This is a genomic window from Actinomadura sp. 3N508, assembly GCF_044326375.1.
In the GTDB taxonomy this organism is placed as follows: Bacteria; Actinomycetota; Actinomycetes; order Streptosporangiales; family Streptosporangiaceae; genus Spirillospora.
Genome location: NZ_JBIRAX010000006.1, coordinates 239,393 through 254,377 on the forward strand (window position 1 = coordinate 239,393; position 14,985 = coordinate 254,377).

Annotated in this window: 11 protein-coding genes; 3 read left to right on the top strand and 8 right to left on the bottom strand. The window is 73.0% G+C overall.

What is annotated here, in order from left to right:
* Positions 1–13 precede the first annotated feature (13 nt).
* Positions 14–1,039: an L-glyceraldehyde 3-phosphate reductase gene (mgrA, locus tag ACH34S_RS22860; protein ID WP_395954785.1), complete on the bottom strand. Its 1,026-nt coding sequence runs from the start codon at positions 1,037–1,039 to the stop codon at positions 14–16.
* Positions 1,040–1,113: 74 nt separating this feature from the next.
* On the opposite strand from mgrA, the gene paaZ reads away from it, so the two are divergent.
* A complete protein-coding gene (gene paaZ / locus ACH34S_RS22865; protein ID WP_395955080.1) occupies positions 1,114–3,150 on the top strand; it encodes a phenylacetic acid degradation bifunctional protein PaaZ in 2,037 nt (678 codons plus the stop codon).
* A 64-nt stretch (positions 3,151–3,214) separates the two neighbouring features.
* Positions 3,215–4,141, top strand: coding sequence for a LysR family transcriptional regulator (locus ACH34S_RS22870; RefSeq protein WP_395954786.1), 927 nt, complete (start codon positions 3,215–3,217; stop codon positions 4,139–4,141).
* Here ACH34S_RS22870 and ACH34S_RS22875 read toward each other — a convergent pair.
* Genes ACH34S_RS22875 through ACH34S_RS22885 form a run of 3 tightly spaced genes read right to left on the bottom strand, consistent with a single transcriptional unit; the run spans position 4,119 to position 7,964 of the window.
* Positions 4,119–5,267: a Glu/Leu/Phe/Val dehydrogenase gene (locus tag ACH34S_RS22875; protein ID WP_395954787.1), complete on the bottom strand. Its 1,149-nt coding sequence runs from the start codon at positions 5,265–5,267 to the stop codon at positions 4,119–4,121. The two genes, ACH34S_RS22870 and ACH34S_RS22875, sit on opposite strands and share 23 nt — an antisense overlap.
* Positions 5,260–6,405: an NAD(P)/FAD-dependent oxidoreductase gene (locus tag ACH34S_RS22880; protein ID WP_395954788.1), complete on the bottom strand. Its 1,146-nt coding sequence runs from the start codon at positions 6,403–6,405 to the stop codon at positions 5,260–5,262. The genes ACH34S_RS22875 and ACH34S_RS22880 overlap by 8 nt, the downstream gene beginning before the upstream one ends.
* 20 nt (positions 6,406–6,425) lie before the next feature.
* A complete protein-coding gene (locus ACH34S_RS22885) occupies positions 6,426–7,964 on the bottom strand; it encodes an aldehyde dehydrogenase family protein (RefSeq protein WP_395954789.1) in 1,539 nt (512 codons plus the stop codon).
* Between the two features lie 213 nt (positions 7,965–8,177).
* Between ACH34S_RS22885 and ACH34S_RS22890 the strand changes: the two genes are divergently transcribed.
* On the top strand, positions 8,178–10,304 hold the full coding sequence (locus tag ACH34S_RS22890; RefSeq protein WP_395954790.1) for a thiamine pyrophosphate-dependent enzyme: 2,127 nt from the start codon (positions 8,178–8,180) through the stop codon (positions 10,302–10,304).
* On the opposite strand, the gene ACH34S_RS22895 is transcribed toward ACH34S_RS22890, so the two are convergent.
* The 4 genes from ACH34S_RS22895 to ACH34S_RS22910 are packed head-to-tail and all read right to left on the bottom strand — an operon-like array spanning position 10,288 to position 14,895.
* The gene (locus tag ACH34S_RS22895; protein ID WP_395954791.1) at positions 10,288–11,022 is read right to left on the bottom strand and encodes an ABC transporter ATP-binding protein; all 735 of its coding nucleotides are present in this window, start codon (positions 11,020–11,022) and stop codon (positions 10,288–10,290) included. The genes ACH34S_RS22890 and ACH34S_RS22895 overlap by 17 nt on opposite strands.
* Entirely contained in the window at positions 11,019–12,794 is a 1,776-nt protein-coding gene (locus ACH34S_RS22900; protein ID WP_395954792.1) for an ATP-binding cassette domain-containing protein, read from the bottom strand. The genes ACH34S_RS22895 and ACH34S_RS22900 overlap by 4 nt, the downstream gene beginning before the upstream one ends.
* Positions 12,791–13,690 (bottom strand): branched-chain amino acid ABC transporter permease, encoded by a 900-nt coding sequence (locus ACH34S_RS22905; RefSeq protein ID WP_395954793.1) that lies wholly within the window; start codon positions 13,688–13,690, stop codon positions 12,791–12,793. Before ACH34S_RS22905 ends, ACH34S_RS22900 begins: the two co-directional genes overlap by 4 nt.
* Positions 13,687–14,895, bottom strand: a complete 1,209-nt coding sequence (locus ACH34S_RS22910) for a branched-chain amino acid ABC transporter substrate-binding protein (RefSeq protein ID WP_395954794.1) — start codon at positions 14,893–14,895, stop codon at positions 13,687–13,689. The genes ACH34S_RS22905 and ACH34S_RS22910 overlap by 4 nt, the downstream gene beginning before the upstream one ends.
* Positions 14,896–14,985: the final 90 nt, after the last annotated feature.

The window sequence follows — 14,985 nt, forward strand, 5'->3', positions numbered from 1 at the left end:
GCCCGCCCGGCGATCAGTGGGCGCTGGAGGCCGCCCAGATGTTGATCCCCGCCTCCACCGCGTCGCGGTCGATGGCGGCGAGCTCGTCGGAGGTGAGGTCGAGCCGGTCGAGCGCGGCGAGGTTCTCCTCCAGCTGCGCGACGCTGCTCGCGCCGATCAGCGCCGAGGTGACGCGGGCGTCCCGCAGCGACCAGGCCAGCGCGAGCTGCGCCAGCGTCTGCCCGCGGCCCCGGGCGATCTCGTTCAGCGTCCGGACGTGCCGGACGTTCTCCTCGGTCAGCAGGTCCGCCGAGAACGACGTCCCCCTGCTGGCCCGCGACCCCTCCGGGACGCCGTCGAGGTACTTCCCGGTCAGCATCCCCTGCGCCAGCGGCGAGAACGCGATGCAGCCCGCGCCCTCCTGCGCGAGCGTGTCGAGGAGCCCGCCCTCGATCCAGCGGTTGAGCATGGAGTAGGACGGCTGGTGGATCAGCAGCGGCGTGCCCATGTCCCGCAGGATCGCCGCCGCCTCGGCGGTGCGCTCGGCCGAGTAGGACGAGATGCCCGCATAAAGCGCCTTTCCGGACCGGACGGCCTGGTCCAGCGCCCCCATGGTCTCTTCAAGCGGCGTGTCGGGGTCGAAACGGTGGCTGTAGAAGATGTCGACGTAGTCGACGCCCATCCGGCGCAGCGACTGGTCGAGGCTGGCGAGGAGGTACTTGCGCGACCCCCACTCGCCGTACGGGCCGGGCCACATGTCGTATCCGGCCTTCGTTGAGATGATCAACTCGTCCCGGTACGGCGTGAAGTCGTCCCGCAGGATCCGGCCGAAGTTGGACTCGGCGGAGCCGTAGGGCGGGCCGTAGTTGTTGGCGAGGTCGAAATGCGTGACACCGAGGTCGAACGCCCTCCGCAGGATCGCCCGCTGGACCTCCAGCGGGCGGTCGTCGCCGAAGTTGTGCCACAGCCCCAGCGAGATCGCCGGGAGCCGCAGCCCGCTGCGCCCGCACCGCCGGTAGGGGATCCGCTCGTATCGTCCGCTGTCCGCCGCGTAGGTCATGCCGACGAGTATTTCAGCGCCGAGGGTGGCAAGAAGACTCAGAGATATGACGGACGAGGAGGTCCCCAGTGGTGATGCTGCGCAGCTATGTGTCGGGATCCTGGCATTCTCCGGACGAAGAGGGCGCGCCGCTGCGCGACGCCGTCACGGGGGAGGTGGTCGCCCGCATCTCCTCGGCGGGGATCGATATGGGCGCCGCGCTCGAATACGGGCGCGCTGCCGGCGGCCCGGTGCTGCGCGAGCTGACGTTCCACCAGAGAGCGGCCTTGCTGAAGGCGCTCGCCTCGCGTCTGCGGGAGCACCGCGACGAGCTGTACGCCCTGTCGGCCCGCACCGGCGCGACCTTGGGCGACTCGAAGTTCGACGTTGACGGCGGCATCGGCGTCCTGTTCGGCTACTCCAGCAAGGGCAAGCGGGAGCTGCCGAACGACACGGTGCTGGTGGAGGGGAACGTCGAGCCGCTCGGCAAGGGCGGCACGTTCGTCGGGCAGCACCTGTGCACGCCGTCGCATGGGGTCGCGGTGCAGATCAACGCGTTCAACTTCCCGGTGTGGGGGCCGCTGGAGAAGCTCGCGCCCGCTTTCCTCGCCGGGGTGCCGAGCCTGATCAAACCCGCGAGCCAGACCGCGTACCTGACCGCGCGGCTGGTCGAGCTGATCGTGGAGTCCGGCATCCTGCCCGAGGGCACCGTCCAGATGGTCTGCGGCGACCCGCGCGACCTGCTCGACCATCTCACCGAGCAGGACATCGTCGCGTTCACCGGGTCGGCGTCCACGGCCCGGCTGCTGCGCACGCATCCCGCGATCGTCGGCAACGCCGTCCGGTTCAACGCCGAGGCCGACTCGCTGAACTGCTCCATCCTCGGGCCTGACGCCGTGCCCGGCTCGCGGGAGTTCGACCTGTTCGTCAAGCAGCTCGTCGCGGAGATGACCGTCAAGGCGGGCCAGAAATGCACCGCGATCCGCCGGGCGCTGGTGCCCGCCGCGCTGATCGGCGACGTCGCCGAGGCCGCGCGGGAGCGGCTGTCCAGGGTCACGGTCGGGCACCCCGCCGACCCGGACGTGCGGATGGGCGCCCTCGCCGGGCTCGACCAGCGCGAGGAGGTACGGCGCTCCCTGAAGGCGCTGCTGGACGCGGGCCAGACCGTCTTCGGCGACCCCGCCCACGTCGACGTGGTCGGCGCGGACGCCGAGCGCGGCGCGTTCATGTCGCCGATCCTGCTGCGCGCCGACGACCCCGGACGCGCCGAGCCGCACGAGGTCGAGGCGTTCGGGCCGGTCAGCACGCTGCTGCCCTACGACGGCACCGCCGCGCAGGCGGTGGAGCTGGCCGTCCGCGGGCGCGGCAGCCTCGCCGGGTCGATCGTCACGGCCGACGCCGATTTCGCCCGGGGTGTCGTCCTCGGCACCGCGCCCTGGCACGGCCGCCTCCTCGTCCTGAACGGCGAAGACGCCGCCGAGTCGACCGGGCACGGATCGCCGCTGCCCGCGCTCGTCCACGGCGGGCCCGGACGCGCCGGGGGCGGCGAGGAGATGGGCGGGATCCGCGGGGTCGTGCACCACATGCGGCGCACCGCCGTCCAGGCCGGGCCCGCGATGCTCACCGCGATCACCGGGCGATGGGTACCCGGCACCGACCGGACGATCACCGACGAGCACCCGTTCCGCAAGCACCTGGAGGACCTGCGCGTCGGCGACACCGCCGCCGGAGGCCCCCGCACCGTCACCCTCGACGACGTGGAGCACTTCGCCGGGTTCACCGGCGACACCTTCTACGCCCACATGGACGAGGACGCCGCCCGCGCCAACCCGTTCTTCCCCGGACGCGTCGCGCACGGCTACCTCATCGTGTCGTTCGCCGCCGGGCTGTTCGTCGATCCCGCGCCCGGGCCCGTCCTCGCGAACTACGGGCTGGAGAACCTGCGGTTCCTCACGCCGGTCACGCCGGGCGACGAGCTGTCGGTCACGCTGACCGCCAAGCAGATCACGCCGCGCGAGGACGCCGACTACGGCGAGGTCCGCTGGGACACCGACGTCACGAACCAGGACGGCGCCTCGGTCGCCAAGTACGACGTGCTGACGCTGGTGGCCAAGCGGCCCAAGCACGATTAATCATGGTCCAGAAGGCGTCCGCGGGGGAGGCGCCGCCCGCCAGTGGAACGGGGTGCGCCATCGCATGATCAGTCCCCTGCACATCCAGACGGTGCGCGAGGTCGTCCGCACCGGCTCCTTCGCGGACGCCGCCCGCAACCTCGGATACACCGCCTCCGCCGTCTCCCAGCAGATCGCCGCGCTGGAACGCGCCTGCGGGCTGGTGCTGTTCGAGCGCCGCGCCCGCAGCGTCCGGCCGACCAGCGCCGCGTTCCTGATGGTCAGCAAGGGCAACGACGTGCTGTCGGCGCTCGACACGCTGGAGCGCGAGCTGCGGACGGTCGCCAGCGGCGAGCGCGGCGCGCTGCAGCTCGGCAGCTTCCCGACCGCCAGCGCCCGCATCCTGCCGCGGGTGCTGGCGGAGCTGGCCCGGGTCCGGCCCGGCATCGAGATCAAGCTGTCGGAGGGCGAGCCGGACGAGCTGCTCCCCGAGCTCCTCGACGGCGACCTCGACCTCCAGCTCGTCTACCGCTACGACCTGTTCCCGCGCACCTGGCCCGACCAGATCGTGGAGACGCCGGTCATGGACGAGAACCTCGTGCTGTGCGTGCCGGAGGAGCATCCGCTGGCGGGCGGCCGCACCGTCCGGCTCCGGGAGCTGCGGTCGGAGACGTGGATCGCGAGCCGCCCGGAGAGCTCCGGGTCGCAGGCGCTGCTGCGGCTGTGCAGCACCGCCGGGTTCACGCCGAACATCGCGTTCCGCAGCAACGACTACGCGGTCGTGTGCGGGCTCGTCGGCTGCGGGCTCGGGATCGCGCTCGTCCCGGCGCTCGGCTGCGTGCCCGTGCCGGGCCTGCGGATGATGCGGCTCAGCCGCCGCACGCCGCAGCGGCACGTCACCGTCCTGCGCCGCACCACCAACACCAACCCGCTGGTCAAGGACGCGATGCGCGGGCTCACCGAGGTCGCGCGCGGGGTCGAGGCGGAGATCAGCGACGCAACCGGCCCTTGAGCTCCATCGCCTCCCGCACCCGCCGCTGCGCCAGCGCGAGCGCCGCCTCGTGCGTGGTCGTGCCCTGCGCGCGGGCCGCCGCGAGGACCGTCTCGGTGTTCTCCCGCATCTTCGCCGACACCGCCGCGAACACCGCGCCCGGTTCGGGGCGGAACGCGGAGTAGCGGGCGTCCATCGCGAAGCCCGCCGCGACGACCCCGCCCGCGTTCGCCACGAAGTCCGGCACGACCGTGACGCCGCGCGCGGCGAGGACCCGCTGCGCCGCCGGTCCGGTCGGCAGGTTCGCGCCCTCCACCACGATGCGCGCCCGGACGTTCGCGGCGATGTCCGCGTCGATGACGTCCTGCAGCGCCGCCGGGACGAGGACGTCCGCCGGGACGAGCAGCTCCGCGCCCACCTCCAGGACCCGCCCGCCGCCGCCGTACTCCTTCACGACCGCGTCGCCCGCCTCCGCCCGCAATTCCAGGAGCCGCGCGACGTCCAGGCCGTCCGGGTCGTGCAGCGCGCCGTGCGCGGTCGAGACCGCCACGACCGTCGCGCCCAGCTCCGCGAGGCGCCGGGCCGCCGCGTGCCCGACCGCGCCGAACCCCTGCACCACCACCCGCGCGCCGCGCAGCGACGTCCCGGCGTGCCGGGCGGCGGCGTCGGCGGCCTCCGCGACGCCGAAGCCGGTCACGCCCAGCTCGTCGTACGGCATCCCGCCGAGGACGTGCGGGGTCCCGACCGCCGCGCCCCGGTCGGCCAGCTCGTCCTGGACGATCGCCGCGTCCCGCTCCGTCAGCCCCATGTCCAGGCCCGCGACGTACTGGCGCGGGATCTCCTGCGACAGCGCCCGGACGAACGCCCGCAGGATCGCCTCCCGGTCCGGCGCGCCCGGGTCGGCCATGATCCCGGCCTTCGCGCCGCCGAAGAACAGGTCGACGCCCGCCCACTTGTAGGTCATGACCCGCGCCAGCCGCGCCACCTCCGCGACCGTCAGCGACGCGCTCATCCGCATGCCGCCCTTGCCCATCCCGCGGGCGGTGTTGTCGATGACCAGGACGCCGCGCATCCCGGTGCGGGAGTCGGACACGCACACGACCCGCTCGGGGCCCCACTCGTCCATCAGCGTGAGCACGTCAGACACGGTTCAGCTCCGGGCGCGGGCCGTCCCCGGCGAAGCGGGCCGCACCGAACGGGGACACGTCGGCGAACGGCTCGCGGCCGAGGTACAGGTCGCGGACGACCTCGCCGACCGCCGGGCCCTGCAGGAACCCGTGACCGGAGAAGCCCGTCGCGTACAGGAACCGGGACACGGCCGCGTCCTCCCCGATGAGCGCGTTGTGGTCGGGCGTCACCTCGTACAGGCCCGCCCATCCGCCGGTCAGCCCGACGTCGAGCAGCCGGGGCGCGCGGGACCCGATCGCCTCGGTGAGGCGGGGCAGCCAGGCGTCCGAGAGTTCGAGCCGGAACCCGGGCCGCTCCTCGGGGTCGGACATCCCGAGCATCAGGCCCTCGCCCTCGCCGTGGAAGTAGAACGAGGTCGTGAAGTCGATCGTCATCGGGACGGGGCGCGGCAGGTCCGGGATCGGCTCGGTGAACACGATCTGCCGGCGCAGCGGCTCCACCGGCAGCTCGACGCCCGCCATCCGGCCGACCGCCGCCGACCAGGCCCCGGCCGCGCAGACGACAGCCGGTGTGGCGATCCGGCCCCGGTTCGTCTCGACGGCCTTGATCTCGCCGCCGCCGGTGTCGATGCCGGTGACCTCGGTGTGCGTCACGATCGTCGCGCCGTGGCGGCGGGCGCCGGTCGCGTAGCCGAGGACGACCGACTCCGGTGTGCAGTGCCCGTCGTCGGGGGAGAACGCCGCGGCCAGCAGCCCGTCCGTCTCGATCATGGGGGACAGGCGCCGCGCCTCCGCCGCCGGGATCATCCGGCTCGGCACGCCCAGCTCGTTCTGCAGCGCCACGCTCCGTTCGAACGCCGCCACGTCCTCGGGCCGCGACAGCAGGAACAGGTAGCCGACCCGATGGAGGTCGATCTCCTGCCCGGGACGCTCGCCGAACCGCGCGAACGCCGCCAGGCTGCGGGCGCCGAGCCGGATGTTGACCTCGTCGGAGAACTGCGCCCGCACACCGCCCGCCGCCTTGCACGTCGACCCGGACCCCAGCTCGTCGCGCTCCACCAGCACCACGCGCCGCACCCCGGCCTCCACGAGATGGAACGCGATGCTCGTGCCCATCACGCCGCCGCCGATGACGACGACGTCCGCCCTGTCGTGCACGGAGGTCTCCACCGCCCCGCCTACAGCCGGAAGCCGAGGTCGGGGCTGATCTCCAGGACGTCCATCTGCGCCTTCTGAAGCCGCCCGGAGTAATCCCAGTTCATCGACTGCCAGCGGGTGAACTGGTCCAGCACCCACATGCCCGACTGGCGGCTGCCGTTCCCGGACCGGCCGTTGCCGCCGAACGGCAGGTGCGCCTCCGCGCCCGACGTCGAGTTGTTCACGCTGACCATGCCCGCGGAGATCCGCCGCCGGAACGCGAACACCTTCGCCGGGTCGGTCGTGTAGATCGACGCGGACAGGCCGTAGCCGGGCGCGTTGGCGAGGGAGATTGCCTCGTCCAGCGTCCGGTACGGCGTGACGCCGATGATCGGGCCGAACGTCTCGTTCATGAACAGCTCGTCGTCGGGGCCGACGCCGTCCACGATCACCGGGTGGTAGTAGAGCCCGGCCTCGGCGTCGCCGGTGAAGCCGTCGCGGGGCGCCGCCGCCGTGATCCGGCCGGTCGCGGACGAGCCGTGCACGGTGTGGTGCGGGCCGATCCAGCCGAGCACCTTCTCGAACCCGTCCGCGAACCGCTCGCCGATCAGCGGCCCGTACAGGACGTCGCCCGCCGGGTCCCCGACCACGGCGGCGCGCGTCGCCTCGTCCAGCAGCCGGACGAACTCGCCGTGCACCGACTCGTGGACGATCGCCGTGCCCAGCGACGTGCACCGCTGCCCGGCCGTCCCGAACCCGGAGAACAGCGCGCCCTCGACGGCGAGCGGCAGGTCGGCGTCCTCGGTGACGACCATCGGGTTCTTGCCGCCGAGCTCCAGGCACGGCGACTGGAGGTGCCGCCCGCACAGCGCGCCGATCCGCGATCCGACCTCGGTGGACCCGGTGAAGCCGACCTTGTCGACCAGTCCCTGGCCGAGGGCCCGCTCCAGCCCCTGATAGGTCTCCTGGCCGTCCGCGTAGACGACGTTGAGGACGCCCTCCGGCACGCCCGCGTGCGCGAACAGCCGGTAGAAAGCCTCGGCGCACGCCGCCGCGTACTCGGCGGGCTTCCACACCACCGCGTTCCCGCACAGCAGCGCCGGGACGATGTACCAGGACGGCACCGCCACCGGGAAGTTCCCCGCCGTGATCACCGTCACGACGCCGACCGGGTCGCGGAAGGTGAACAGCTGCTTGTCCGGCATCTCCGACGGCACCGTCTGCCCGTACAGGCGCCGTCCCTCGCCGAGAAAGAACGCGCAGGTGTCGGCGATCTCCTGGACCTCGCCGAGCGCCTCCGCGGACGGCTTGCCGATCTCGCGGGTGACGACGCGGGCGAGGGCCTCCTTGTTGGCCTCGACGAGCCGCCCGATCGCGGCGATCACCTGCCCGCGGACGGGCGGCGGCACGTCCCGCCAGGCGTCCTGCGCCGTGCGGGCGGCGGCGCAGGCGCGGACGAGGTCGCCCGCGTCCGCGAGGGACACCTCGGCGACCACGTCGGCCGTGCGGGACGGGTCGGTGGAACGGTACGGGCGCGGCCCGGCCGGGATCCGGGTGCCGCCGATGATGGAGGAGAGCACGAGTCCAGCGTGAACAGGACCGGCCCCTTGCGCCAAGATCGGGTAGAGCGCGGCTTCCTTACCGCGAGGCCAAGCCTCGCTGAGGCTCTTGCCGGGGGTCGCCGTTAAGCGTTCCTTGGCCAACCGCCAACCTGTTCGTGGGCTTGCGGCGTCGACCCCGGCAGGGGCGGCGTCCCATGCTCGAACCGCGACACGATGCACGCAGGAGACCGCATGCCCGAGCCCGCCGACGTCCACTTCCTGGAGAAGGCCGCCGCCCTCAGGCCCCCGGCCGTGCCCGTCCCGCCCAGGCCGCCGGGCGGGGAGCGGCTCCTGGAACTGTTCGACGCCCAGCTCGGCAGCCGCCACCTCGACCTCGCCGCCCGCTGGCTGCGGTCCGAGGGCAGCGGCTTCTACACGATCGGGTCGTCCGGCCATGAGGGGAACGCCGCCGTCGCCGCCGCGCTCCGCCCGGACGACCCGGCGCTGCTGCACTACCGGTCGGGAGCGTTCTTCCTGGAGCGGGCGCGCCAGGTGCCCGGCGGGGAACCGCTCCGCGACGTGCTCCTCGGTCTGGTCGCCGCCGCCGAGGAACCCATCGCGGGCGGACGGCACAAGGTGTTCGGCAGCCACCGCCTGCACGTCATCCCGCAGACGTCCACGATCGCGTCGCACCTTCCGCGCGCGCTCGGCCTGGCCTTCGCGATCGAGCGCGCCGCCCGGCTCGGCGTGGAGACGCCCTGGCCGCGCGACGCCGTGGCCGTGTGCAGCTTCGGGGACGCGTCCGCCAACCACTCCACGGCGACGGGCGCCATCAACGCCGCCGTCAACACCGGCTTCCAGGGCCTGCCGCTGCCGCTCCTGTTCGTCTGCGAGGACAACGGCATCGGGATCAGCGTCCGGACCCCGCCGGGCTGGATCCACGCCGCCTACGGGTCGCGCCCGGGGCTCGCCTACTTCCACGCCGACGGCTGCGACCTCGCGGACGCGCACGCCGTCGCCTCGCGGGCCGCCGACTGGGTGCGCGAGCGCCGCCGTCCCGCGTTCCTGCACCTGCGGACCGTCCGGCTGATGGGCCACGCGGGGTCGGACGTCGAATCGTCGTACCGGACACCCGCCGAACTGGACGCCGACCTCGACCGCGACCCCCTCCTGCAGACGGCCCGCCTGCTCGTCGGCACCGGCGTCGCGACGCCCGGCGAGATCGTCGACCGCTACGAGGCGAAGCGCGACGAGGTGATGGCGCTCGCCGCGAAGGCCGCGGGGGCGCGGCGCCTCGCGTCCGCCGCCGAGGTCATGGCGCCCCTCCGGCCCGCCGCGCCCACCCGGGACGCTGCCCCGCCGGACGGGGAACCGGTGACGCTCGCGCAGGCGATCAACCGGACGCTCACCGATCTCCTCGGCGAGTACCCGGGCCTGGTCGTCTTCGGCGAGGACGTGGCCCGCAAGGGCGGCGTCTACGGCGTCACGCGCGGCCTGCTGAAGCGGGCCGGGGCGGCGCGGGTGTTCGACACGATCCTGGACGAGCAGTCGATCCTCGGCCTCGCGCTCGGGTTCGGCCTGGCCGGGATGCTGCCGGTCCCGGAGATCCAGTACCTCGCCTACCTGCACAACGCCGCCGACCAGATCCGCGGCGAGGCGGCGACGATGGGGTTCTTCTCCTCGGGCCGGTACCGGAACCCGATGGTCGTCCGCGTCCCCGGCTACGCCTACCAGAAGGGGTTCGGCGGACACTTCCACAACGACAACGCCGTCGCCGCGCTGCGCGACATCCCGGGCCTCGTCATCGCCTCACCGGCCCGCCCCGACGACGCCGCCGGGATGCTGCGCGCCTGCGTGGACGCCGCCGAGGCCGACGGGCGCGTCTGCGTGTTCCTGGAGCCGATCGCCCTCTACCACGCCCGCGACCTGCACGAGGACGGCGACGACGGCTGGCTCGCCCCGTCCGGCGGGAACGTTCCGATCGGCCGGGCCCGCACCTACGGGGACGGCCGCGACCTCACCATCGTGACCTTCGCCAACGGCCTGCGGATGAGCCTGCGCGCCGCCCGCCGCCTGGAGGCGAGCGGCGTCCGCTGCCGCGTCCTCGACCTGCGCTGGCTCGCGCCGCTGCCGGCCGCCGACCTGCTCCGCGAGGCCCGCGCGACCGGCAACGTCCTGGTCGCGGACGAGACGCGCCGCAGCGGAGGCGTGTCCGAGGCCGTCCTCGCCGCGCTCGCCGACGCGGGATTCCAGGGCCGGACGGCGCGGGTCACCAGCGAGGACAGCTTCATCCCCCTGGGCGACGCCGCCCACCACGTCCTGCTGTCTCAGGACGCGATCGAGGCGGCGGCCGAACGCCTGGTCACCGGGTCTCGATGACGGGGTCGCCGCCCAGGTAGGCGGCCTTGACGCGGTCGTCCTGCGCCAGGTCGGAGGCCGGGCCGGACAGGACGATGCGGCCCGTCTCCAGCACGTACGCGCGGTCTGCGAGGCGGAGCGTCTGGTGGGCGTTCTGCTCCACGATCAGGATCGTCGTGCCCTGCTCGCGGATCTCCCGGATCACGCGCATGACCTGCTGCGCCATCTGCGGGGCGAGGCCCATCGTCGGCTCGTCCAGGGCGAGGAGGCGGGGGCGCAGCATCAGCGCGCGGCCGATCGCGAGCATCTGCTGCTCGCCGCCCGACAGCAGCCCGGCGAGCTGCCCGCGCCGCTCCCCGAGCCGGGGGAACATCGCGTACACCTCCTCGCGGCGGGCCGCGACGGCGCTCTTGTCGCGGCGGCGGAGGTAGCCGCCGAGCAGCAGGTTCTCGGCGACGTTCAGCGCCGGGAACACGCGCCTGCCCTCCGGGACGTGCCCGAGCCCGGCCGCGACGACCTTGTGCGCGTCCAGGCGGGCGATGCCGCGGCCGTCGAACTCGACGCGCCCGGACCTGGCCCGGTGCAGCCCGGTGATCGTGCGGAGCGTGGTGGTCTTGCCCGCGCCGTTGCTGCCGAGCAGCGCGACGATCTCGCCGTCGCCGACCTCGAAGGAGATCCCGGCCAGCGCCTCGACCTGCCCGTAGCGGCTGTGCAGGTCGCTCACCTTGAGGAGCGTCATCGGAGCACCTCCGTGACGAGGTCGGTCTCCGGGTCGTCGGGGACGCCGAGGTAGGCGGCGATGACCCGCTGGTCCTCCTGGATCTCGGCGGGCGGGCCCTCGGCGATCGTCCGGCCGTACTCCAGCACGGTCACCCGGTCGGAGATCGACATGACGAGCGCGACGTCGTGCTCGATCAGCACGACCGCGGCGCCGAGCGCGCTGATCCGGGCGATCAGCTCCATCAGCGCCCGCTTCTCGGTCGGGTTGGCGCCCGCGGCGGGCTCGTCCAGCAGCAGGACGCGCGGGTCCCCGGCGAGCGCCCGCGCGATCTCCAGGCGGCGCCGGTCGCCGTAGGCGAGGCCGCCCGCCGGGCGGTCGGCCGCGTCGAGCAGGCCGACGAAGTCGAGGCAGCGGCGGACGGTGTCGGCGTCGTCGCGGGACAGGGGCCGCAGCAGCCCGCGGTCGCGGGCGAACCGGCCGATCAGGACGTTCTCCGCGACGGTCATCTCGTCGAACAGCCGGATGCTCTGGAACGTGCGGGCGAGCCCGGCGGCGGCGACCCGGTGCGGGGCCTTGCCGCGGACGTTCCGCCCGGCGAGCACGACGGTCCCGGCGGACGGCGGGATCATCCCGGTGATGCAGTTGAACGCGGTGGTCTTGCCCGCGCCGTTCGGGCCGATCACGCTGACGACCTGCCCGGCGTCCGCGCGGAGCCCGAGCCCTTCCACGGCCGTGACGCCGCCGAAGCTGCGCGACAGGCCGCCGACCTCCAGCAGCGTGCCCGTCGCGGACGGCAGCGCGGGCGCGGGCCCGGCGGTCGCGGGCAGGTGGAAGCGGCGGGGGCGGTACGGCCACACGCCCTGCGGCCGCACAAGGACGATCGCGATCAGCAGGAGCGCGAAGAACAGCCCCCGGTACTCCTGGACGCTCCGCAGCACCTCCGGCAGCGCGATGATCACCACGGCGCCGATCACCACGCCGGGCCGGCTGCCCATCCCGCCGATGATCACCACGAGCAGGATCATCAGCGAGGTCAGGAACGTGAAGCTGGACGGGTCGACGGTGCCGAGCTGCGCCGCGTTCAGCGGCCCCGCCACCGCGCCCGTCATCGCGCCGAGCACGTACGCGAGCAGCTTCACCCGCCGCGCCGGGACGCCGACCGCCTCGGCCGCGGTGTCGTCCGACCTGATCGCCCGCCACGCGTACGCGAGCCGGGACCGGGCGAGCAGCGCGGTCAGCGCCAGCACGACGACGAAGAACGCCAGCGACAGGTGGTAGAAGTCCTTCGGCATGACGATCTCGCGGCCGGCGAGCGTCACCGGCGGGATCCCGGTGAGCCCGTTCGGCCCGCCGGTGATCTCCATGTTGATCACCGTGATCCGGATGATCTCCCCGAAGCCGAGCGTGACGATGGCGAGGTAGTCGCTGCGCAGCCGCAGCGTCGGATACCCGATCACGACCCCGGCGACCGCGGCGGCGGCCACCGCGACCGGCAGCGTGAGCCAGAAGTTCCACTCCAGCTCCACCATCAGCAGGCCCGCCGTGTACGCGCCGATCGCGAAGAACGCCGCGAAACCGAGGTCCAGCAGCCCCGCGTACCCGACGACGATGTTGATGCCGAGGCCGAGGATCGCGTAGATCAGGATCGTCGCGCCGACCGTCAGGCCGTAGTCGTCCATCGTCTGGCCCGCGACGAGCGCGACCACGATCAGCAGCGGCCAGCCTCCGTAGCGGGCCGGTGTCTCCCAGCGCCCGAGATCCGGCAGGCGCGCTGCCAGGCGCCCCTTCATGCGCGCTCCACGACGCGTTCGCCGAACAGGCCGGTGGGTCTCAGCGCCAGCACCCCGATCAGCAGCCCGAAGATGATCACGTCGGTCCAGCGGGACGAGACGTACCCGGCCGAGAACGACTGGACGAGCCCGATGGCCACGCCCGCGACCATCGTCCCCGGCAGGTTCCCGATCCCGCCGAGCACGGCGGCGGTGAACGCGCGCAGCCCGATCAGGAACCCCATCCCGAAGCTGATCTGCACGTAGTACAGCCCGTACATCACCCCGGCCGCGCCCGCGAGCAGCGAGCCGATGAAGAACGTCACGAGGATGAGCCGCTCGACGTCGATGCCCTGCAGCCGGGCGGCGTCCCGGTCCATCGCGAGGGCGCGCATCGCCGTCCCCGTCACGGTGCGGGTCACGAACAGCCACAGCCCGGCCATCAGCGCCACCGACAGCACGACCAGCACGAGCTGCCCCCACGTCACGTGCACGGACCCGCTGAACATCTGCCCGCCGTCCAGCGTGTTCGGGTACGACTTGAACCGCGCGTCGGTGAGGACCTTCACGCCCTCCTGCAGCGCCAGCGACACCCCGATCGCGGCGATCAGCAGCGCCAGCCGCGGCGAGGCCAGCAGCGGGACGTAGGCCGCCTTCGCGATCCCGGTGCCGACGACGCCGGTCGCCAGCGCGCCGACCAGGACGGCGGCGACGATGGCGGGCAGCGCCATCCCGCCGGTCATGCCGAGCGTGGTCAGCGTCCCGAACCCGGCGAACGCGCCGATCATGAACACGTCGCCGTGCGCGAAGTTGATCAGCCGGACGACGCCGTAGATCATCGAGTAGCCCAGCGCGATCAGCGCGAGGAACGCCCCGATCGTCAGCCCGTTGACGAGGTACTGGACGAATTCGCTCATGAGGTCTTGGCGTCCACCCAGGTACCGCCGGACTTGTCGAGTTTCTTGTAGGCGGTGAACGCGCCGCTCTGGACCTGGACGGTGATGTACAGCGGGTCGGTCCGGTCGCCCTTGTCGTCGAAGGTGATCGGGCCGGTGATGCCGGGGAAGTCCTTCATCTTGTGCAGGGCGTCGATGATGTCCTTGCCCTTGGTGGATCCGGCGTCCTCGATCGCCTTCGCGATGACCTTCACCGCGTCGTACTCGTACACCGAGAACGGCCCCGGGTCGGCGTTGTGCGCGGTCTTGTAGGCGTTGACGAACTTGGCGGCGGCGGGCAGGTCCTTGGCGAGCGGTGCGGTGGTGGCGATGTAGCCGCCGGCCGCCGGGCCCGCCGTCTTCAGCACGGTGGAGTCGGTCGTCGCGTCGCCGCCCATCAGCGCGAACTTCAGCCCGAGCTGCTTGCGCTGTTTCATGAGCAGGCCCGCCTCGGCGAAGTAGCCCGTGAAGTACAGGACGTCCGGTCTCGTCGAGGCCACCTTGGTCAGGACGGGGCTGTAGTCGGACTGGCCGGGCTGCAGCGCGTCCTGGTACACGACCTGGGCGCCCGCCTGCTTCGCCGAGTTCGCGGTCGCGTCCGCGAGGCCCTTGGCGTAGGTGGTGTTGTCGTGCAGGAGCGCGATGCGCTTCGCGCCGAGCTGCCCGGTCATGAACTTCGCGGCCACCAGGCCCTGGTTGTCGTCGCGGCCGCAGGTGCGGAACACCTTGCCCTTGCCGGTGTCGGTGAGGGACGGGTTCGTGGACGCGTCCATCACGAACGGCACGCTCCGCCGCCCGAAGATCGGGATCGCGGGCACCGCGGCGCTGGAGCAGTACCCGCCGGCGACCGCCACGACCCCGCTGTTGAGGAGCTTCTGCGCGGCCTGCGCGCCCTGCTGGGCGCTGCACTGGTCGTCGGCCTCGACGATCTGGACGTCGCGGCCGTCCACCCCGCCCGCCTTGTTGATCTCGTCGGCGGCGACCTTCGCGGCGGCGAGGATGTCCTGCCCGGCGGAGGCGGAGTCCCCGCTCAGCGGCGCCGGGACGCCGATCTTGATGGCGCCCGACCCGCCGGAGCCGTCGCCGGACCCGCAGGACACGGCGAGCGGGGCCAGCAGCAGCCCGGCGCCGGTCGCGGTGAGGAGGCGGAACCCGCGTCGGCGGTTCCGGGAAGTCGATCGAGTCATCGGCGCCTCTCCGTCGCTCAAGGGCGGGATGCTGAAAGCCTGAAACCTCGTGGGACGGCCGTCGAGACGGGCAAGCATGCGATCTCATGT

Bases quoted from the DNA above. Each gene is read 5' to 3' on its own strand.
- ACH34S_RS22900 (WP_395954792.1), bottom strand. From the start codon at position 12,794: ATGAAGGGGCGCCTGGCAGCGCGCCTGCCGGATCTCGGGCGCTGGGAG.
- ACH34S_RS22910 (WP_395954794.1), bottom strand. From the start codon at position 14,895: ATGACTCGATCGACTTCCCGGAACCGCCGACGCGGGTTCCGCCTCCTC.
- ACH34S_RS22870 (WP_395954786.1), top strand. From the start codon at position 3,215: ATGATCAGTCCCCTGCACATCCAGACGGTGCGCGAGGTCGTCCGCACC.
- mgrA (WP_395954785.1), bottom strand. From the start codon at position 1,039: ATGACCTACGCGGCGGACAGCGGACGATACGAGCGGATCCCCTACCGG.
- ACH34S_RS22895 (WP_395954791.1), bottom strand. From the start codon at position 11,022: ATGACGCTCCTCAAGGTGAGCGACCTGCACAGCCGCTACGGGCAGGTC.
- ACH34S_RS22905 (WP_395954793.1), bottom strand. From the start codon at position 13,690: ATGAGCGAATTCGTCCAGTACCTCGTCAACGGGCTGACGATCGGGGCG.
- ACH34S_RS22890 (WP_395954790.1), top strand. From the start codon at position 8,178: ATGCCCGAGCCCGCCGACGTCCACTTCCTGGAGAAGGCCGCCGCCCTC.
- paaZ (WP_395955080.1), top strand. From the start codon at position 1,114: ATGCTGCGCAGCTATGTGTCGGGATCCTGGCATTCTCCGGACGAAGAG.